We start from the raw sequence: 20,585 nt of genomic DNA on the forward strand, positions 1-20,585 counted from the left end.
TTGGTTAGGGAATGGGTCTTTTTTGTTTTGCCATTTTCTAAAAAATATGATAAGTTAATTGAATATTCATATTATTATTATTGTTATTATTGATGTTTAAAATGTTAGGGAATTATTTTTTGAAGGAAATACAACAGAGAAATCTATCATGTTTGGCGGGAAAACACAAACACACAAATATGAATATGATGTAGATAATAAAAATACAGTGTATATTGATGCGTTAAACCGTCGTATTGAACATACGTATGATGAAAATGCAAACAAAATTCAGACAAAAATGCCAAACGGCTCGATTTTGGAATCTGTATATGATTCAGCGGATCGCGTCATTGGTGAAAAGCGAAATGGAAAAGATTCATTTACATTTGAACGTGATCAAAATGGACAAGTCACAAAAGTAAAAGACCATGTTAATGGTGTAGAACGCACGAAAACATACGATAAGGCTGACCGCGTCACAAGTGCAACGGATAGCCGGGGCGGAAAGATTGACTGGACATATCATGACAAAGCAAACAGTAAGACTGAAAAATTAAAAGAACAAACAGTAACACAAGGTGGATACACAAATAAAGTATCGTATGACTACAACACGTTAGATCAAAACATTCGTGTGACAGACGGTTCTCAAACGTATCGCTTTGATTATGACGATCAAGGAAATGTTCGTACGTATACGGCTGGAAATGGTTCAGGTTCTACCTTTAACTATGACCATGCGAATAAAATAAAAGATTTAGTAGTAGGTACGTCAAACAGTATTCTACTTTCGGAGCGATATGAATATGACCAAGCGGGTAACCGTACGAAGATTAAACATGAAGGTGCGGGCGGGAAAGTAACAGAGACCAACTTTGTATATGACCCGATTAACCAACTATTAAACGAGACATTACAAAACGGAACAAGTAAATCCTACACATATGACGGATTTGGAAACCGTACAAGTGTGAAAGTTGTAGAGAATGGCAAAGAAACAAAATCTATAGCGGCAACGTTTAATGAAGGAAATCAGCTTGTGAAATTCGGAAACGAATCGTTAACGTATGATGCGAATGGAAATCGTACATCGGATGGAAAGTACAAATATACATGGAACGAAGATGATCAGATTGTAGCGATTACAAAACAAGGTGAGAGCAATGCATTTGCAACTTATAAATATGACGATGATAATCGCCGTATTGAAAAGAATGTAGGTGGAACCGTAACACGCTACTTCTATGATGGAGATAGTATCAATCCATTGTATGAAACAGATGGAAGTGGAAAAGTCCTTCGTCAATATGTATATTCTACAAGTGGTACACGTCTAGCAATGAAATCGCAAGGACAAACAGTATACTACCACTATAACCCTCGCGGTGATGTAGTTGCGATGACAGATCAAAATAGAGAAGTTGTAGCAACGTATGAATATGATTCGTGGGGTAACGTATTAAAGAGTGATACGAAAGGTATCGCGGCAGATAATCCATTTGGGTATGCGGGTTATATGTATGATAAAGAAATTGGTATGTATTACTTGATTGCGAGATACTATAATCCTGAGCATGGTGTGTTTTTATCGGTGGATCCTGATCCGGGTGATGAAGATGATCCGGTTACAATGAATGGGTATACGTATGGTGATAATAATCCGGTGATGAAGATCGATCCTGATGGGCATGCTCCATGGTGGGTTGCAAGTGCAGCAATGGGTGCTGGTTTTGGATTAGCTTCTTATTTATACAAAAACAGGAAGAGTGGATATAGTTGGAAAGGTGCTTTACGTGGTTTGGCTTTCGGAGGAGTAGGGAGAGTTTTAGGTTTTATAACTCCTGTGAAAGGGGGGGCAAGACTTCTGGGGAAAACTATCCAAGGAAGAGTGACTGTCCCGTTTAAACAGGTGGGTCGTAATGTATCCCGATTGGCTAAAAATCCGAAAAAACATTTTGGAAGGCTTCCAGGAGCGAGGTTAGAGAGTATAGCTAAAGCGAAGAAGAATTCTACAAAAGCAAAGTTAATGCGTATTTCTAATGCGATAGGAAAGCGTAAATAAATTTAAAGAAGGAGAATTGAAGAATTGATAGCGGTTTTGGAATTTATTGTGATTCTTGTTTTAAATATTTTAATAGCGTCTGTTATTCTTTTGCAAGATTACTATGCGGGTAGTATAAAACTATTTTATTATCAAAAAATCGCTGCTGCGGTTATAGTTATACGTTCATTTTTGAGTATATGGATTACCTATTCTATGATAGCTACACTATTGGGGACATTAAAAATCTTAGTAGTTCAATCAGTTATATTACTTTGCCTTTGGGGGCTTATGCAGTATGTAAAGAAGTGCGGGGGAAAGTGGTATATTACAATGAGTGCACTTATTATTTATGGTCTTAGCTGTTATTTTCATATTATGTATGCTATGACAGTGTAGAAGAAGTTTATAAAATGTAGGAAATATTGGTGTATATAATGTTGCTTTAATTGTAGTTGTATTGTATTAGCGATTATGTTAAAAAAGAGACAATATAAAGTGGTAACGGTGCTAGTAGTGAGTCTAATATATATATATTTATAGCAACCTCTACTCCATATAGGGCGTTCTTGAGTAATACAATTAATTTATTAATAATAATTTCTTTGATGATTATTGGAATATTGGCTGTTATTTTTGAAAAAGAAAAGTAAATTCAGTGTATCTCAAAATCTAAACAGGTAGTTTGATTTTGAGATACACTTTTTTGATACAAAGTAATCCGCTATACGAAACAGATGGAGAAGGAAATGTGATCACAAGTTACGAATATGATGCTATTACTCTAAGGTATTGTTCGCAGAAGGATAAACAATGGAAGAAGGTCATATGGTGGAAAGAAGAAAAGAATTTGAGATGGTATTTTTAGGGGATGAAAAAAAGATAATCATTGTATCATTTGGGTCTATGTATCCAAATGATGATGAGATGTATTTACGTGATTTACAACTGAATCGCTTAGCTATATCCTCAAATAATTTCCATTATGAGTATAAAGGGCCAATGTTTTTGACGAGTGAAATAATTGGATTTGGGAAAAAACTAGAAGCATTACTACGAAAAGAAATTAAGGAAGCTGTATTGAGTGCCGATGAAGAGGAAATGGAGCTTAAAGTGAAGCTCAAAAGAAATCGATTTTTCGTATACTTTATTTTTTCTAAAAATGATTTAAAGAGTGAAAAATGGGAGTATGAAATATCATTTGAAGCGGATGCAAAAAGTATAGAAGAGGTATGTTATAACATCAAAAAGTTATGGGATTAACTATTCTATAGTTTTTAGAAGGTAGGATAGTTTTAGCATTAAAACTAAAAATGGTGAAAAATTAGGGGAGCCAATCAAATAATCGAAATGAACCTTCATTCTTTAGAAAATATGAAGTAACGAGGATAATAGTATGCATATTTGGACGCTGAGGAATTGGAAAGAATATTATAATTTAGAAGAGAAGAGTCACCGTACTGGATTACGATTGAAATTTGATACAGATGTTGATCCTGAAGTAAGAAGAGCCATTAAGGAATTTTGTAAATGGTTGCGCCAAGAATACTTTTTCCCAATTAGAGTACCTATTTATGTGAAAACTGCATATAAAATAAAGACAATGGATGGAGAGCTAGTCTATGGTACTTTCTTTGGGCCGTTTGATCGAAATGTTGAGCCGTATATTCGTATTTCGACAGGGGATTATTATGATACGGTGCAGAAAAATGGAAAAGATAACGCTTTAGGGTACTATCTGGTTACTATTGCGCATGAGCTAACGCATTATTTCCAATGGATTAATGATATAAAACTAACGAGAATTGGATATGAGAGGCAGGCTACTGTTTATTCAGGATATATTATTGATGAGTATAAAGAAACTAGAGAGCATCCGTAAAGTAGAAACTGTATAGCTAACCGGAAGTATGAGGATTCTACATTTGTAATGAATGTTTAGTAACTCTTTGAAAAGGAGATATGTATATGAAATTTTATAACGCTGGATACCTCATAATTTCCTATGATAGGGAACTTATCTATAAAGAATGCAATATTGAGGGACTATCACAAATGATTTTAACGATATGTAAAGGGATACGGCCTACATTTCCGGATTATTGGTTTTTCCCTTGGTGTAATTCAAATAAAAATGATCCTATTGCTCAGATGATAAATGGAAGGTTGAAGATTAGTAAAGAGGAACATGAAAGTGGACAATCTTTTTTAGATACACTAATGGAAGAAGAAAAGTTCTCGTGGCCGAATACTTTTAAAAATTTAGGAGATGCGAGATTCTTTAAGCGAAATTATTTAAAAGGGATAGAAAATTTAGAGATTATTAGTTTGCATCTTTCAGAAGAGTATCGGACGGATTTTTTAATGAATGAGCGAGAAGAAAATGACTTTAAAGTTTCTATATATGACTTTCTCGAAAGTTCATTACCTGTTGATGTTGAAAACGATGAAATATTAGGATTTGATATATGTGGCTTTAGTAACAATAATTTTTATTCTTTTATTCATAACAATTTACAAGAGGATTTTGAAGCGTTTGGCAAGAAATTAAATGATTTATCACTTGTTGATAAGTATGAAGATGCAAAGCAGATTATCCATTTAATTGATGATGGGGAAATTGAGGCAGAAGAGGTATTGTGGTATCCGTGGTTAATTTTGAAATGTTAAAGAAAGAGGTATGAGCATCGGATTAAAAGGGAGGCATGATAGTGCAAGATAATGTACTAGAACAATTAATTAAACGTCTTTCAGTATTATCTCCCGAAAAGGAACGTGAAATAGCAGCGGTTGATTTACATGATGTATATGGGAGCACTGGAAGATTCGAAAAATAACTTGAAGATATTATGAACTCGCAGCAGTCTAAAGAAGACTTAATAGATAGGCTAATTGAAGTGGAGGTAGAGCTAGATCACATCAATTGGCATTATAAAAGTTTGAAGAAAAAGCTGAAAGTATTAATGAAAGAATAAAAGAAGTAGGCTGCTCAAGCAGCCTACTTCTTTATGTTGTCAATTTTGGTCGACAAATCGATATATTTTAAAAAATGCTTATATAATCTCATTTACCATCATGCATACTGTTTAAAAAGTTTGCATTCTTATTTTTTAGTTCCCTTTTCCAAAAAGATGAGAAAATGTATCTTTCAAATCACTATCGTTTATTTTAATATCCGCCTTTTTTAATTCATCTTGTAATAATTTTTGACCGAAGGAAGGGTCGGCAATACGTTCTTCTTCTAAGTCTTTACGTATAGAGTCTTTCACTTCATCGTAAGGTTTTAAATCTTTTTTATCAGTTAGTTTAATAATGTGATAGCCGTTTGGTGATTTAACGGGATTGCTAATTTGTCCAACCTTTAATTTGTAGGCGGCTTTTTCAAATTCAGGTGTCATTTTGCCTGCCCCGAAGTATCCGAGGTCTCCGCCATTATCTTTTGATAATATATCTTGAGACTCTTGTTTCGCTAATTCTTCAAATGAAGTGCCGGTATCTAATTTCTTCTTTATTTCTTTCGCTTCATTTTCGTCACTTACTAAAATGTGACTAGCTTTAATTTCTGGTTTATAGTGGTCTTTCACATCTTTTTCTGTAACGCTTTGTTTAATCGCTTCATTTAATGAAAGTTTGAATCTAATTTGATTTTTGAAATCTTCTTCATCTTTTAAACGATTATTTTCTAGTGTTGCTTTGAATTGTTCTCCATATTGATCTTTTGCTTTTTCTACTTCTTTATCTACTGCATCATTAGATATTTTATATTTTTTAGTAATAACATCTTGTGCTACCATTTCGTATAGCATGTCTTTTCCATATCGATCTTTCAATTGTTTTTCGAAATCGCTCTTCGTAATGGTTGAGTTTGTTGTTGTAGCGATTGTGGCCGAGTCATTTTTTTGTCCGCAAGCAGATAGCATTAATATACTTATTAGTGCAGTGATAATGAATGTATTTTTTCCTTTCATGCTAACACCTCATCTGAATATGTTATCGCTATTGTAGAATATAGAAGTGAACATGAAGTGAATTTTTAATGTTTTTTTCCTGTAAAATGTAAAAAAAGTACATCAACATTAGCGTTGATGTACGATGTAATCAAAGGTGATCGGTTTTCTTAGAATATGCACGTTTTCCTTGCTGAATATTTTTTTGCTCTTGTTCATTTTTTTGAGTGCGCTTTGCATTATTGTCGCGTGCTTTTTTGTCGTTATCGCTCGTATGTGGCATATGTATCAACTCCATTTCTAAACGTTGTATGTTTATCATTTCCTTTTTCGTAAAGACTATGTATAGCGGTGCATTCATGAATACTGAAGGTGGATTAGAAATGGATTTGAAGCTGAATTATACTGAACTTATTAAGAAGTTAGTCGTTGTGATTATTGCAGGTTTATTAAATGCGATTGGGATGAATTTATTTTTAACACCAGCGAAAGTATATGCGAGTGGCTTTGCTGGATTGTCTCAATTATTATCGCAAGTATTAGGTGACTTTTTATCCATTCATATATCTACGGGTGTATTGTTTAGTTTATTTAATATTCCCGTCGTTATTTTAGCATGGAAAAAGGTTGGAAAGGCTTTTACGTTTTTTAGTTTTCTCTGTGTTATATTTATGACTTTGTTTTTAGAAATTATCCCAGTTAGAGCGGTTTCGAATGATATTATATTGAATGCGATTTTTGGTGGTATTATTTCAGCGATTGGGGTAGGAGTTGCTTTAAAGTGGGGTACTTCTACAGGTGGCCTAGATATTATCGCCATGATTTTATCAAAGATAAAAGATAAGCCTGTCGGCACGTATTTTTTCTTCTTTAATGCACTTATCATTATCGCTGCTGGCTATGTGTATGGATGGGAAAAAGCATTATATACTTTAGTCACTTTGTATATATCAACGAGAATTATTGATGCGATTCATACCCGTCATGTGAAGATTACGGCATTAATTGTTACAAAGAACGGGGCAGATGTGCGAAAAGCGATCCACTCTCGCTTAGTGAGAGGGATTACAACTATACCTGCAACAGGTGCTTATACAAATGAAAATAAAGAAATGTTAATGATTGTTATTACTCGTTACGAGTTGTACGAATTAGAGAGGGTTATAAAACAAGTGGACCCGGGTGCATTTACAAATGTACTGCAAACGGTCGGAGTGTTTGGATTGTTTCGAAAAGAGTAAAGAGGACCAAAGCTGGTCCTCTTTTTTTAATGCAAATTCGTAATGTTTTGCAATTGCTCCTGCATTTCACGTAGCTGAACTTTTTCAGCAGTAGAAGAGTTTGCATAAGCAGAGTGCAAAGAGTTTTTTGCTCTATAAACGAGTTCCTGTTGTTCAGCGCCACTTGAACAAGAAACGGCACTTGAAACAGCGTCTCTAGCTTGTTGGAATAGTAAGTTTCCCATTAAACCCCTCCAAACGAAGAGTTACTTCTCGCTTTTTCTGCCTCAGCTAATGTACCTCTGTACGGGAATCTTGCATCATGCTTCATAACAGCATCGGCTCCTTGCTGGATAAAACGTTTTGATTTGTTCTTTTTACCCATTCGAAAAACCTCCCTTTATTTAGCTGAAAACAATTGACGCGCTGACTTTTGCGTCTAATAATAGTATGAGCGTTTGGCGAGAAACTATAAGCAGGGAATTTTTAGATTACAATCCAAGAACCTCTTCTAAATATAGAGCGATACCATCTTCTTCATTCGTTAATGTCGTATGATTTGCGAGTGATTTTAATTCAGGAATTGCATTACCCATTGCGATTCCATGACCAGCAAATTCGATCATTTCAAAGTCGTTATCCTCATCACCAAAAGCGATAATTCGCTCTTTAGGAATATTATAATGGCCTGAAATTTTTTGTAATCCGACAGCTTTATTTAATCCGCTTTTTACAATTTCAATAATTGGCCAAGGCGCACCCCATTTTCTATGATCGATGACTTCAGCATGCATATCAGTTAAATGTTGGCGAATTGCAGCAGAATGCTCGTCATGTGCATCGATTAATAAGCAAGTTGGATGGTCGTTTAAAGTATTTAATAAATCTCCTGTGAAAATCTTTGGAGAACCGAATTCAAAAATATGTTTTTTATCTTCATCAATTTCACGGACATACACATCATCGATGACTTCAGCATAGACATTTTTCACGCCGAAATCAAAGCAAGCTCGGACGATTTCTTGCGCTGTTGAAAGTTCAAGAGGAGAGTGATGTGTTCCCCAACTTGAATCAAGAGGGTGATGCACGTAAGCTCCATTAAAGTTTACGATTGGTGTGTTAAGGCTAAGTTCTTTATAATAATCGTAACTAGCGCGGAATGGACGCCCTGTTGAAATAACGACAATATGTCCTTGTTCTTTTGCTTTTGCAATTGTGTTTTTCGTTCTTGGAGAAATTATTTTGTTGTCTGTTAATAAAGTTCCGTCTAAGTCTAATGCGATTAAATGTTGTTTATTCATAATTTCACCTCTTATAATAATTTTTTTGTTTCTATCTGTATTTCCGTTTTTAATATGCAGAAATAAGAGGTTAAACTGGGTGAAACTACTGTAGATGAAAGTTTCACTATATATCCATCTTACGTCGCGAAGCGCTGTGGTGTCTACTATTTCTCATTGGAAATCAGGGGAAAGTCAATGTCTTTTTAGAAAGTTCAAACAATGTTTCTTTCATTATGTACAATTTGTGAAAAGGGTTACATTGTTTGAATGATGCGACTTATAATGAATATGTAATCTTCTCGTATATGTTTGACTCTCCTTTGGAACTGGCCTAAACTTAGGTTGGTTTCTTTTTTTTCAACAAATATACCAATAATTCCTGCTTAAGGTTGTGTAATTATATATATGTACATGGATAAACGGTAGTACTTGTTTCCTAAACATGACAGAAAAGCTTTCTTTTAAAATGGATATACTAATGAGGCAAGACGTCATGGAAGGAGAATGGAAATGGGACAAAATCGCAGGTTTCGTTCAGGGCAAAAGGCGCCAAATGATGGCATTTACGTAGAAATTGGTGAAACGGGAAGTATGGTGAAAGATCCACAAATGGTGAAATTAACTGCCGGGGAAAGGTTTCCAGAGAACGCAAATCATAACCGTCAGTGGACATATAAAAGAAAACCGTAACAGAAGCCGCAATCGTTATTGCGGCTTTTTTTGATTAGGAAAATGAATGTTACTTTTTTCTTTTTCCAATAATAAGTTTGAACTACATAAGCAAAATTATTGTATAAAAAAGTCAGTTGGCGTATAATCAAATCAAAGGTCAAAGAAAGTCAAACAATTGGAGGGCTGTAAAGATGGACTTAAATCAAATGACAACGAAAACACAGGAAGCGATTATGAGTGCTCAATCTTTAGCGGTATCTCATCATCATCAAGAAGTAGATACTGTTCATCTATTGCTTACGTTATTAGAGCAGCAAGACGGATTAACAGTACGTATTTTTCAAAAAATGAATGTCGATATAGAAGCGTTAAAGCAAGGTGTAGAAAGTTTAATTAAGAAAAAGCCTTCTGTAACTGGAAGCGGGGCAGAGGCAGGGAAATTATATGTAACAGGTGCTTTGCAACAACTGCTTGTAAGAGCAGGAAAAGAAGCGGAGAAATTGCAAGATGACTACATTTCAGTCGAACATGTATTACTTGCTTTTTCTGAAGAAAAAGGCGCTATAAATCAATTATTTACAAAATTTCATATTACGAAAGATAACTTATTACAGTCTTTAATGACAGTTCGGGGGAATCAGAGAGTGACTAGTCAAAATCCAGAAGCAACTTATGAAGCGTTAGAAAAATATGGCCGTGATTTAGTGGCGGAAGTAAGAGCAGGGAAAATTGATCCTGTAATCGGCCGAGATAGTGAAATTCGCCGTGTGATCCGTATTCTTTCACGTAAAACGAAAAATAACCCTGTTTTAATCGGGGAACCAGGTGTTGGTAAAACAGCAATCGTTGAAGGATTAGCACAGCGTATTGTAAAAAAAGATGTCCCAGAAGGATTAAAAGATAGAACAATTTTCGCTTTAGATATGAGTGCACTTGTGGCCGGAGCAAAATTCCGCGGTGAGTTTGAAGAGCGTCTGCAAGCTGTATTAAATGAAATTAAAAAGAGTGAAGGCCGCATTTTATTATTCATTGATGAACTTCATACAATCGTCGGCGCTGGTAAAACAGAAGGAGCGATGGATGCAGGAAATATGTTAAAACCGATGCTAGCGCGTGGTGAGCTGCATTGTATCGGGGCAACGACATTAGATGAATACCGTAAATATATTGAGAAAGATCCAGCATTAGAAAGACGTTTCCAACAAGTATTAGCAGAAGAGCCAACTGTTGAGGATACAATTTCCATTTTACGTGGTTTAAAAGAGCGTTTTGAAATTTATCACGGTGTAAATATTCATGACCGCGCGATTGTAGCAGCATCTGTTTTATCAGATCGATATATTTCAGATCGTTTTTTGCCCGATAAAGCAATTGATCTTGTTGATGAAGCTTGTGCAACAATTCGAACAGAAATTGATTCTATGCCAACAGAATTAGATGAAGTAACGCGCCGCATTATGCAGCTGGAAATTGAAGAAGCAGCTCTTGGGAAAGAAAAGGACTTAGGTAGTCAAGAGCGCCTAAAAACATTGCAACGTGAATTATCGGATTTAAAAGAAGTTGCAAGTAGTATGAGAGCGAAATGGGAGAAAGAAAAAGAAGACATTCATAAAGTGCGTGACTTACGTGAACATTTAGAGCGTTTGCGCCGTGCATTAGAAGAAGCAGAAGGAAATTACGATTTAAATAAAGCAGCTGAGCTTCGACACGGGAAAATTCCAGCTATCGAAAAAGAGTTAAAAGAAGCGGAAGAGATGGGTGCACATAATAAACAAGAGAATCGTTTATTACGCGAGGAAGTAAGTGAAGAAGAAATTGCAGACATTGTTTCAAGGTGGACTGGTATTCCTGTCGCAAAACTCGTTGAAGGTGAACGTGAGAAATTATTACGTCTTGAACAAATTTTATCAGAGCGTGTTATCGGTCAAGAGGAAGCGGTAAGCCTTGTATCAGACGCAGTTCTTCGTGCTCGCGCTGGCATTAAAGATCCGAATCGTCCAATTGGTTCATTCATTTTCTTAGGCCCTACAGGTGTTGGTAAAACTGAGCTTGCAAAAACGTTAGCACAAACGTTATTTGACAGTGAAGAGCAAATGATTCGTATCGATATGTCTGAGTATATGGAGAAACACGCAGTGTCACGCTTAATTGGTGCGCCTCCTGGATATGTTGGATATGAAGAAGGCGGACAATTAACAGAAGCAGTAAGACGTAAACCATATTCTGTTATTTTGTTAGATGAAATCGAAAAAGCACATCCAGAAGTATTCAACATTTTATTACAAATGTTAGACGATGGACGCATTACAGATTCACAAGGACGTACAGTAGACTTTAAAAACACGGTTATTATTATGACTTCAAATATTGGATCTGCTCACTTATTAGAAGGGCTAGAAGAAGATGGTTCTATTAAAGAAGAGTCAAGAGAACTTGTAATGGGACAATTAAGAGGACATTTCCGACCAGAATTCTTAAACCGTGTCGATGAAATTATTTTATTCAAACCTCTTACAAGGAATGAAATTAAAGGTATTGTTGATAAGATTGTACAAGAATTACAAGGGCGTTTAGCAGATCGCCACATATCATTAGAATTGACGGAATCTGCAAAAGAATTTGTTGTAGAAGCTGGATTCGATCCGATGTACGGAGCTCGTCCGTTAAAACGATACGTACAGCGTCAAGTTGAAACGAAATTAGCGAGAGAATTAATTGCAGGAACGATTACGGACAATAGTCACGTAGTGGTCGATGTTGAAAATAACCAATTGATTGTCCATGTAAAATGAAAAAAAGAGTTCGGATAAAATCCGGACTCTTTTTAGTGTTGTTCTACTGGCTCGTTTGGAATCGCAGCTGCAATCGCTAATACTAATACCGCAAGAACAACTGAGAAAATAGACGCTTGGTTAAAATCGTATGTACCGCCGGTCATAGAGCCGATTACGTAGCTCATCATATGTACAAGCGCGAACGACCAAATTAATGCCCAAATGAAACGCATATTTTACACCTCTATTCGTTCAATCTGTCCTTATTGTAACACAATTGAAAAAAGAATATAGAAAAATATTTGTAGATTTTTCAACGCAAATTTGCATTCTGTTCATACAGTATAAAAGAGTACTTTTATACGTTTAGAAAATAAGGCGGGGGAAAAATGAGTATTACAGAACGTTTTTTTTACTTAGAAAAAGAACCATGTGTAATTTATTTACCGGAAAAGCCAAATGGATTTTCTGTTATGCTCCTAGGAGATTATAACTATTTTATTGAGAATGGTACAAGTTTATGGACACAGCATGCAGGGAGAGCTTATTTTTTACAGGGCCTTATTGAAAAAGGCTACACAGTCTTTTCGTCTAACTTATACGGAAGGCATTGGGGGAACGACCGAGCTGTTCATCTAGCAAAACGTTTGTATGATGTCGTTCTAAGAAAAGAGACATTGAATACGAAAATGCACATTATGGCAGATGGTATGGGAGCACTTGTAGCACTGGAGATGATGAACAAGTACCCTGAATGTATACGTTCGGTCGTTATGTTAAATCCATGTTTAGATTTACCAGAATATGTGGAGTTTGAGAAAGAGCATAAGTTTTTTTACAAAAGATTAGTGAAGGAATTAAGTTTGGCGTATGATTCCAAAGAAGAAGAATTAGAATTAGAATCAAAAATAAATAAGAAATCATTTGTGCTTCTTCCGTCTTGTGTACCTGTTAAAATTTTCGTATCAACACAAGAAAAAAGAGGAAGAAAACAATTGTTACGTAAATACGAGAAAATGAGGCAATTAAATCAATGCGATACTTTTGTTTTATTCCATCTGCAAGATGTGAAATATAAAATGGTTAGACAAACGACTGATTTCTTTAAAAAATATGAAGAAGAATTGTGAAGCTCCCATATACATAAACGAGGAGCTATTTGTTTCAAGGGGAAAGGATTGGTGGTATGAAACGCGTGCTGATTATAGGTGCACTTACGTTTGTAGGTTATCACCTTGTGAATAAAATGATTGCAGAAGAAATAGAAGTGTATGGTCTTGATTTTGATGAATTTGATAGTATGACAAAAATTAATGAAGAGAAATTATTGTTGATTGGGCGAAATGCGTTATTTACGTACTATTCTATAAGGGATGAAGACGGATGGCGATCGGTAGAGGAAGAAAGTTTCGATACAGTTTATTTTTGTTTGTATGAGCCGAATCAACAAAATGGATTTCGGAATGAAAGGGTCATATTACAATATTTAAAACGAATCGTAAGGATGTGTGAAAAAAATAAAGTAAAGTTAAATCTAATTTCTTCTATTGAAATAGGAAGCACTGAAGAATCCGAAAACAAACGTCTATTTTCGAAGGTGGAAGAAGGGGTGAAAAAAGGCGAATTACAATATAGTGCATATCGAGTTCCTACATTATATGGGCCGTGGCAACCGTCGTTTATGATGTATCATCAGCTTATTTTATCAGAACTTGATGAAAAAGAGTGCCGTTGTATAAATGGAGAAAAAGGAAGCGATTTACTTTACGTTGAAGATGTATGTGAATATTTATGGGAACATGGAATGAATGTAAAGCACCTCGGTGTATATAATTTACTTAGCGGAAAAGAAGAGTTATGGGAAAAAGGTATGACCTTGCTGCATGCAGATGATAAAGTAAATAAAAAAAATGTGGAAGTAAGAGATGAAGCTGTAGAGGTTATTTCTATTCAAAAAAATACACCAGTAGAATTCGGTTTAAATAAACAATTGGCACATATGAAAAAATATAAAGAGTTATACGAAGGGTAGCGCACGTGTTAAACTATTGTATGGATAATTGATTGAAAAGCTTTAATGGAGAGGGAGAGATTACATGAACGAAAAAAGTATGCAATTTTTACAAATCGCAATGAAACATTTACCAGAAGCTAAGGCAATTTTAGATTCTAATGGAATTGCACTTGATATGGAGAACGCACAGCCGGTGTTAGAGCTATTGATGAAAGTAATGGGCGAAGCATATGAGCTTGGGAAAGCAGATAAAGAATAAAACTGAAAAACAAAACCTTCTTTTTGGGAGGGGAGAGGGGCTCGAGCCGTGAGTAGAAGCGGTAAGAGCCTTTTTTAGTCTCGAGCGAGGTAAGACCAGAGGGATGATGAGGTTAAGGGGAAGGTTATGAGGAGAACGCCTTAGTTTTGAAGGAAAGGCAGATAAAGAATAAACCCTTCTTTTTTGTTGATGGGAGAGAGGCTCGAACCGTGGATAGAAGCGGTTGGGGCTTTTTTATTCTCAAGCGGAGTAAGGGTATGGAATAATTTGTATTTTGAAAGGACAGGAATTTTTCTGTTTCTTTTAATGAAAAATAAAGTTAGTAATACGCTGTCTTTATTTTTTTAGCTGAAATATATTCTAGACAAAAGTACATTTATGTTTTAAAATTAGTACCAAGTCATAATAATTGATATAAAATGGAGGGCTGCGATGTGAACGTGGGCATTTTAGGGGTCGGAAGATATGTGCCAGAAAAAGTAGTCACAAATCACGATTTAGAGAAAATCGTAGATACATCTGATGAATGGATTCGTACGAGAACGGGAATTGCAGAAAGACGCATTGCCGATGATACAATAGATACTTCATATATGGCGGTAGAGGCTTCTAAAAAAGCACTTGAAGATGCAGGGATTAGCGGAGAGGATATCGATCTTATTTTAGTGGCAACAGTAACGCCAGATCGCGCATTCCCAGCAGTAGCCTGTGTAATCCAAGAAGCAATTGGCGCAAAACACGCAGCCGCGATGGATTTAAGTGCAGCGTGTGCTGGCTTTATGTACGGAATGATTACAGCGCAGCAATTTATTCAAACGGGAACTTATAAAAATGTATTAGTAGTTGGTAGTGACAAACTATCTAAAATTGTAGACTGGAACGATCGAAATACAGCAGTACTATTTGGGGACGGAGCAGGTGCTATCGTAATGGGAGCCGTTTCGGAAGGAAAAGGTGTACTTTCCTTTGAATTAGGAGCGGACGGAAGTGGCGGTAAGCATCTTTATCAAGACGAGTATGTTATGATGAACGGCAGAGAAGTCTTTAAATTTGCTGTTCGCCAACTTGGTGATTCCTGTCTTCGCGTGTTAGAAAAAGCGGGACTTACGAAAGAAGATGTGGACTTCTTAGTACCACATCAAGCGAATATTCGTATTATGGAATCTGCAAGAGAAAGATTAAATTTACCGAAAGAAAAAATGAGTATGACAATTGAAAAGTTCGGTAATACATCGGCTTCTTCAATTCCAATTGCAATGGTAGAGGAATTGCAAAATGGACGTATTCAAGATGGTGATTTAATTATACTAGTCGGTTTTGGCGGCGGATTAACATGGGGAGCAGTAGCTCTTCGTTGGGGTAAATAAGGACTGAGAGAAAAAAAGGAGTGTATTTTGTATGGAAAAAAAGAGGGTCGTAATTACAGGGCTAGGAGCTGTTACACCGATCGGAACAGATGTTGAAACAGCTTGGGAAAATATTAAAAATGGTGTATCCGGAATCGGACGACTTACAAGAATAGATTCAGAACAAATTCCTGCAAAAGTAGCAGCAGAAATTAATGACTTTGAAGTCGAAAAATATATAGATAAAAAAGAAGCGCGCCGTATGGACCGCTTTACGCAATATGCAGTAGTAGCAGCGAAAATGGCAGTTGCAGATGCGAAGCTTGAAATTACAGAAGAAAATGCACCACGCATTGGTGTATGGGTTGGTTCTGGTATTGGTGGTATGGAAACATACGAAGAACAATTTAAGATTTTTACTGAAAAAGGTCCGCGCCGCGTGAGCCCATTCTTCGTACCAATGATGATTCCAGATATGGCAGCAGGTCAAGTATCAATCGCTACAGGAGCGAAAGGAATTAATACTTGCTCTGTAACAGCTTGTGCATCTGGAGCAAACTCAATTGGTGATGCGTTTAAAGTAATCCAGCGCGGTGATGCTGATGCGATGATAACAGGCGGAGCAGAAGCGCCGTTAACAAGTATGGCGTTCGCAGGGTTTAGTTCAGCGAAAGCACTAACATTTAATGAAGACCCAGCAACAGCGTGCCGTCCATTTGATAAAAATCGTAGTGGATTTGTAATGGGAGAAGGATCTGGTATTTTAATTCTTGAAGAATTAGAGCATGCGTTAGCGCGTGGTGCTCATATTTACGCGGAAATTGTCGGCTATGGTGCAACTGGTGATGCATTCCATATTACAATGCCTGCTCCTGGTGGTGAAGGTGGAGTTCGTGCGATGCGTCAAGCTTTAGCTGATGCAGGTCTAGAGCCAGAAGATATTGATTACATTAATGCGCATGGTACAAGTACAGATGCAAATGAAAAGTATGAAACGATGGCAATTAAAGAAACGTTTGGTGAGCATGCATATAAAGTAGCAATTAGCTCGACGAAATCAATGACAGGTCACTTATTAGGAGCAGCTGGTGCTGTTGAAGCGATCTTCTCTATTAAATCAATCACAGACGGAGTAATTCCTCCGACGATTAACTATGAAACACCAGATCCAGAATGTGATTTAGATTACGTACCAAATACAGCGAGACATCAAGAAGTGCGAGCTGTATTAAGTAATTCATTAGGATTCGGTGGTCATAACGCAGTATTAGTATTTAAAGCATATAAGTAATATGTACAATAAGGTGTCTTTTCGTAAAGTACTACGAAAAGACACCTTATTTATTTTTTATCACCTTTACGTTCCATTCTTTTTTGCATATACATAAGAAAAGGAGGGATGAAGGGTGGGGGTTGTTGAAACGGCAGAATGGTTACATCTGTATTATGGACGCCCAGAAAAGCTTTGTGAGAAATTTACAAAGTATATTCCATTGCCAAAAGAGAGGCTGTATCGTTTTTTAATCTCTAAAGGTATGTATCGCCCAGTAATGAGGGGGGAGCAGGAAATTAAAGAGTTAGAGAAGAAAGAAATTTGGAAAGAACTTAGCATGGAGTATGAAAAATTGAAAAGTTGGCTAAAAGGTCCAGATGTTCCTATCTTTATTTTATTATCAGATTCATATAATCGAACGGTACAAGAGGAATATAACGGGAAGGCTGGTTTATCTATGCGTCACGTTATTTTCTTATTCGTATGTGGACGTAATTCAGTTGAGGAACTAAAAGCGTTATTAACGCATGAATACCACCATATATGTAGATTACATCAAATTGAGACGAAAGAAACAGAGTATACATTACTTGATACGATGATTATGGAAGGGTTAGCTGAGCAAGCTGTGTATGAAAGGTATACAGAAAAAAGATGTGCACCATGGACTACTTATATTTCAAAAGAAGATGCTATTTATTATTGGAGAAATTCAATACAAGAACGAATAGATGTAAAGAGAGGTACGAGGGAGCATGATGTTTTATTAAATGGACTGCACTCGTATCCGAAAATGCTTGGCTATGCACTTGGATTTCATATTGTGAAAGATTGTGTAGCATTTGAAGGAGAAAATACACTGTCTTTATTATCTATAGATGCGAAAGAAATATTGAATAAAGCAAATACATTTCATGTTTCATAAAAAAACAGGAGCGTTACCTCCTGTTTTTTATATTATAGAAGAAAAAATAATAATTAGAATATTTTTCCTTAAGTGGAATAAAGTTAAGCAAAAATGAACATAATGATTGGTACAAACAGTAGTGAAGTGAGGGGTAGTGAATGTTATATCTACATGATGTATGGGTAAATTGGTTTGAAGGTGAAGAGAATGGGTATAACGTTTGTCATTTTTACGAATGGCGGAAAGATGATACGATTGAGCTATTAGATCAAGTGCCATTATTAAAAGTAGATGCCACATTATATCATTACATCGAGAACGAATTATTAGAGCTTCCGCAAAAATTATTGGAAGACGTATATCATAAGGCTTATATTCGTAAAAATCACGAACGTTTGCAACAAGAATATTGTTTTGTAGTTACAGATGGAAAAGGAATTATTGCGATTGATTCAATCGGCTATAATGTGCCAATTAGAAAAAGTAGGCTTATACCTCGTCAAGAGCAGATGGTATATGAGATGGTAGAAAATGTGCAAGAAGAAAAGTATGAGTTCCAAGTGGAAGAGATTGAAAAAGAACATCATATTTTATCGCCGTCACCTTTCATTATGAACGGCCTAACTCGTAAAGAAAGACAGTTAAAACAATTATTATTTATGGCATTAGATCAATTACATACAACGAAAAATCCAGCTGAAATTCGCTATTGGTTCACAGAGTGGGATCCATCAGCGTACGGAATGGTCCAACATATGGAGTTTGAAGATGTTTGGGTTAGACTTTATGATGAAGCGAAAACTGGATGGTCTGAGAAGCACGAGCAATTATGTGAGCGCCTTGTAAAAGGACAGCCGTTTTTTGAAAAGTTATGGGAAATGGAAAATGAGCAGAAGGTAAATTAAAAAAAAACCGCCAATTGGCGGTTTTTTTTAATGGAGGTGGCAAGAATGTTCGGTGGCTTCACGCCTTCCTGCGAGGCAAAAAACGCCTCTACGTCAGGAGCTCCATCCTCCTCACATTCTGAGCGAGCCGCTTCCGCTTTATGTGTTACCTACGTTTTCTGCTTAGTCCCATTGCGTTTTCTACTTTGCGTAGTTGTTTGAATGCAACGCGGTTTGCTTTTTCGGCACCTTTGTCTAGAATTTCGTCTAGTTCTGGGGAGTTGATTAGTTCGTTATATTTGTCTTGGATTGGACGAATTGCTTCTACGACTACTTGTGCTAGGTCACCTTTGAAGTCGCCGTATCCTTTTCCTTCGTACATTGCTTCTATTTCTTCTACTGTTTTTCCTGAGAATGAAGAGTAAATTGTTAATAAGTTAGAGATTCCAGGTTTGTTCTCTTTATCAAATTTAACGATGCCTTCAGAGTCAGTTACAGCACTTTTTATTTTCTTTTCGATTGTTTTTGGCTCATCAAGCATACTGATCATTGATTTTGGATTTGGATCAGATTTACTCATTTTTTTCGTAGGTTCTGTTAATGACATAACGCGAGCTCCTACTTTTGGAATACGAATTTCAGGAACTGTGAACACTTCACGGAAGCGTTTGTTGAAACGCTCTGCTAGATCACGTGTTAATTCCATATGTTGCTTTTGGTCATCACCAACAGGCACGATTTCTGTGTTGTAAAGTAAAATATCAGCAGCCATTAATGGTGGATATGTAAGTAATCCAGCTGGAACTGAATCTCTTCCTGAAGCTTTGTCTTTATATTGTGTCATACGTTCTAATTCTCCAACGTAAGCAACGGATTGCATAATCCATCCTAGTTGAGCGTGTGCTGGTACTTCTGATTGTACAAATAAAGTAGCTTTTTCAGGATCGATGCCGCATGCAACGTATAGCGCAGCAAGACTGCGGATGTTTTTGCGAAGCCCTACAGGGTCTTGAGGTACTGTAATCGCATGTTGGTTTACAATACAGAAATAACAGTCGTGTTCGTTTTGAAGCTCTGTAAATTGCTTCATAGCTCCTAAATAGTTTCCAAGTGTAATTGTTCCGCTTGGCTGAATACCAGAAAAGATAACTGACATAAGTAATTCCTCCTAAAATTGAATGTGCGATGGGGAAGAGAAGGCATACAAAAAAGCCCATTCATCCCAAATTACATAGGGACGAATGGACCGCGGTACCACCCTAATTATTTCACAGCTGTGAAATCTCTCAAGATCCATAATAACGTCTGGATATAACGCCAAAGCCTACTACTTTCGGTTCGGTTTGGTGCTCAAAAGCCCATTCCATACTGTACAATTACTTGTTCACACCACCCACAAGCTCTCTGAAATTGCCCCAATATGTACTCTTCTTTATCATCGCATACATATAAATTTATTGTTAACTGAGCCCTTTTAATATGAAAGAACTAAATTTTTATAACAAAATGTTTTGCTGATTATTATATCATATGGAGCAGTGTTTGCAAACTACATCAAAATAGTAAAGCTAATGAGGATCGAGAACAACCCAAGTACGATGCCGGTAATACAAATCGGATACGTCCATTTGAATGAATATGTTTTATAAATACGTTCTTTCTTATCGATAGGTTCCTCTGCTTCTTCAATTAAAGAGTCAATTTTTTTATTCGTACCAAATACTCTTTGGAATGCGTAAATTGTTACGTTAAAAAATCCATTTTGAAATATGAATAAAAAACCACCTATAAGAATAAAAAACAATGCAATATAGAATGAGATGTTGACAAAATTCAACAAAAATTGAGATGAAACGAGGAATGCGCCCACACTAGAAGCGATTATCGCAACCAAAAATAGTATACAAGTATGAAAAAAAACTTTATTCAAAATATTCCCCTCCGTCAAAATATTACTAGAATTATTATACCTGTCTCTTATAC

22 protein-coding genes, 2 pseudogenes and 1 other annotated feature are annotated in these 20,585 nt (G+C 36.2%); of the genes and pseudogenes, 16 read left to right on the top strand and 8 right to left on the bottom strand.

What is annotated here, in order from left to right:
- Window positions 1–124 precede the first annotated feature (124 nt).
- The 6 genes and pseudogenes from ACFWDE_RS20235 to ACFWDE_RS20260 all read left to right on the top strand — a co-directional run.
- Window positions 125–2,044 (top strand): annotated as a pseudogene (locus ACFWDE_RS20235) (RHS repeat domain-containing protein); the annotation flags it as partial.
- A gap of 24 nt (window positions 2,045–2,068) precedes the next feature.
- Entirely contained in the window at window positions 2,069–2,422 is a 354-nt protein-coding gene (locus ACFWDE_RS20240) for a hypothetical protein (protein ID WP_377894277.1), read from the top strand.
- A gap of 414 nt (window positions 2,423–2,836) precedes the next feature.
- A complete protein-coding gene (locus ACFWDE_RS20245; RefSeq protein WP_377894278.1) occupies window positions 2,837–3,286 on the top strand; it encodes a WapI family immunity protein in 450 nt (149 codons plus the stop codon).
- Window positions 3,287–3,419: 133 nt separating this feature from the next.
- Window positions 3,420–3,905 (top strand): hypothetical protein, encoded by a 486-nt coding sequence (locus tag ACFWDE_RS20250; RefSeq protein ID WP_377894280.1) that lies wholly within the window; start codon window positions 3,420–3,422, stop codon window positions 3,903–3,905.
- 86 nt (window positions 3,906–3,991) lie between these two features.
- Window positions 3,992–4,693: a hypothetical protein gene (locus ACFWDE_RS20255; protein ID WP_377894282.1), complete on the top strand. Its 702-nt coding sequence runs from the start codon at window positions 3,992–3,994 to the stop codon at window positions 4,691–4,693.
- Between the two features lie 41 nt (window positions 4,694–4,734).
- Window positions 4,735–4,998 (top strand): annotated as a pseudogene (locus ACFWDE_RS20260) (hypothetical protein).
- Between the two features lie 135 nt (window positions 4,999–5,133).
- Here the strand turns inward: ACFWDE_RS20260 and prsA are convergent.
- The gene (gene prsA / locus ACFWDE_RS20265) at window positions 5,134–5,991 is read right to left on the bottom strand and encodes a peptidylprolyl isomerase PrsA (RefSeq protein ID WP_377894284.1); all 858 of its coding nucleotides are present in this window, start codon (window positions 5,989–5,991) and stop codon (window positions 5,134–5,136) included.
- Between the two features lie 130 nt (window positions 5,992–6,121).
- Window positions 6,122–6,253, bottom strand: coding sequence for a DUF3941 domain-containing protein (locus ACFWDE_RS20270; RefSeq protein WP_001120851.1), 132 nt, complete (start codon window positions 6,251–6,253; stop codon window positions 6,122–6,124).
- A gap of 100 nt (window positions 6,254–6,353) precedes the next feature.
- Between ACFWDE_RS20270 and ACFWDE_RS20275 the strand changes: the two genes are divergently transcribed.
- Window positions 6,354–7,211 (top strand): YitT family protein, encoded by an 858-nt coding sequence (locus tag ACFWDE_RS20275; RefSeq protein WP_377894286.1) that lies wholly within the window; start codon window positions 6,354–6,356, stop codon window positions 7,209–7,211.
- 26 nt (window positions 7,212–7,237) lie between these two features.
- Here ACFWDE_RS20275 and ACFWDE_RS20280 read toward each other — a convergent pair whose 3' ends face one another.
- The 3 genes from ACFWDE_RS20280 to ACFWDE_RS20290 form a co-directional block, all read right to left on the bottom strand.
- The gene (locus tag ACFWDE_RS20280; RefSeq protein WP_377894287.1) at window positions 7,238–7,435 is read right to left on the bottom strand and encodes a DUF3813 domain-containing protein; all 198 of its coding nucleotides are present in this window, start codon (window positions 7,433–7,435) and stop codon (window positions 7,238–7,240) included.
- A complete protein-coding gene (locus ACFWDE_RS20285; protein ID WP_000516816.1) occupies window positions 7,435–7,575 on the bottom strand; it encodes a hypothetical protein in 141 nt (46 codons plus the stop codon). Before ACFWDE_RS20285 ends, ACFWDE_RS20280 begins: the two co-directional genes overlap by 1 nt.
- Window positions 7,576–7,681: 106 nt before the next feature.
- Window positions 7,682–8,491: a Cof-type HAD-IIB family hydrolase gene (locus ACFWDE_RS20290; protein WP_002201383.1), complete on the bottom strand. Its 810-nt coding sequence runs from the start codon at window positions 8,489–8,491 to the stop codon at window positions 7,682–7,684.
- A 492-nt stretch (window positions 8,492–8,983) separates the two neighbouring features.
- On the opposite strand from ACFWDE_RS20290, the gene ACFWDE_RS20295 reads away from it, so the two are divergent.
- Together ACFWDE_RS20295 and clpB are read left to right on the top strand one after the other, a co-directional pair.
- Window positions 8,984–9,163, top strand: coding sequence for a YjzC family protein (locus tag ACFWDE_RS20295; RefSeq protein WP_002117000.1), 180 nt, complete (start codon window positions 8,984–8,986; stop codon window positions 9,161–9,163).
- Window positions 9,164–9,336: 173 nt separating this feature from the next.
- The gene (gene clpB / locus ACFWDE_RS20300) at window positions 9,337–11,937 is read left to right on the top strand and encodes an ATP-dependent chaperone ClpB (RefSeq protein ID WP_377894289.1); all 2,601 of its coding nucleotides are present in this window, start codon (window positions 9,337–9,339) and stop codon (window positions 11,935–11,937) included.
- 32 nt (window positions 11,938–11,969) lie between these two features.
- On the opposite strand, the gene ACFWDE_RS20305 is transcribed toward clpB, so the two are convergent.
- Entirely contained in the window at window positions 11,970–12,152 is a 183-nt protein-coding gene (locus ACFWDE_RS20305; RefSeq protein WP_001211111.1) for a YjzD family protein, read from the bottom strand.
- 156 nt (window positions 12,153–12,308) lie between these two features.
- Here ACFWDE_RS20305 and ACFWDE_RS20310 point away from each other — a divergent pair, with 156 nt between their 5' ends.
- From ACFWDE_RS20310 to ACFWDE_RS20340, 7 genes are all read left to right on the top strand, one after another.
- A complete protein-coding gene (locus ACFWDE_RS20310) occupies window positions 12,309–13,049 on the top strand; it encodes a lipase family protein (protein WP_377894291.1) in 741 nt (246 codons plus the stop codon).
- 29 nt (window positions 13,050–13,078) lie between these two features.
- Window positions 13,079–13,951 carry an NAD-dependent epimerase/dehydratase family protein gene (locus ACFWDE_RS20315; protein WP_377894292.1) on the top strand — a complete coding sequence of 291 codons (873 nt, stop codon included), beginning with the start codon at window positions 13,079–13,081 and terminating at the stop codon, window positions 13,949–13,951.
- 64 nt (window positions 13,952–14,015) lie between these two features.
- Window positions 14,016–14,192, top strand: coding sequence for a ComZ family protein (locus ACFWDE_RS20320; protein WP_002149843.1), 177 nt, complete (start codon window positions 14,016–14,018; stop codon window positions 14,190–14,192).
- A 434-nt stretch (window positions 14,193–14,626) separates the two neighbouring features.
- Window positions 14,627–15,559, top strand: coding sequence for a beta-ketoacyl-ACP synthase III (fabH, locus tag ACFWDE_RS20325; protein WP_002149840.1), 933 nt, complete (start codon window positions 14,627–14,629; stop codon window positions 15,557–15,559).
- A 31-nt stretch (window positions 15,560–15,590) separates the two neighbouring features.
- Window positions 15,591–16,829, top strand: a complete 1,239-nt coding sequence (fabF, locus tag ACFWDE_RS20330; RefSeq protein WP_377894294.1) for a beta-ketoacyl-ACP synthase II — start codon at window positions 15,591–15,593, stop codon at window positions 16,827–16,829.
- Between the two features lie 115 nt (window positions 16,830–16,944).
- Entirely contained in the window at window positions 16,945–17,736 is a 792-nt protein-coding gene (locus ACFWDE_RS20335; RefSeq protein ID WP_002149838.1) for a DUF2268 domain-containing putative Zn-dependent protease, read from the top strand.
- A gap of 140 nt (window positions 17,737–17,876) precedes the next feature.
- Complete coding sequence (locus ACFWDE_RS20340; RefSeq protein WP_377894296.1) at window positions 17,877–18,623, top strand: YjbA family protein; 747 nt, start codon at window positions 17,877–17,879, stop codon at window positions 18,621–18,623.
- A 145-nt stretch (window positions 18,624–18,768) separates the two neighbouring features.
- On the opposite strand, the gene trpS is transcribed toward ACFWDE_RS20340, so the two are convergent.
- Both trpS and ACFWDE_RS20350 read right to left on the bottom strand, forming a co-directional pair.
- Complete coding sequence (trpS, locus tag ACFWDE_RS20345) at window positions 18,769–19,758, bottom strand: tryptophan--tRNA ligase (RefSeq protein WP_002201379.1); 990 nt, start codon at window positions 19,756–19,758, stop codon at window positions 18,769–18,771.
- 74 nt (window positions 19,759–19,832) lie between these two features.
- Window positions 19,833–20,050, bottom strand: a binding site (T-box leader).
- Between the two features lie 101 nt (window positions 20,051–20,151).
- Window positions 20,152–20,532 carry a DUF3899 domain-containing protein gene (locus tag ACFWDE_RS20350; protein ID WP_002149831.1) on the bottom strand — a complete coding sequence of 127 codons (381 nt, stop codon included), beginning with the start codon at window positions 20,530–20,532 and terminating at the stop codon, window positions 20,152–20,154.
- Window positions 20,533–20,585: the final 53 nt, after the last annotated feature.

It is taken from the genome of Bacillus sp. NPDC060175 (genome assembly GCF_042728695.1).
Taxonomy (GTDB): domain Bacteria; phylum Bacillota; class Bacilli; order Bacillales; family Bacillaceae_G; genus Bacillus_A.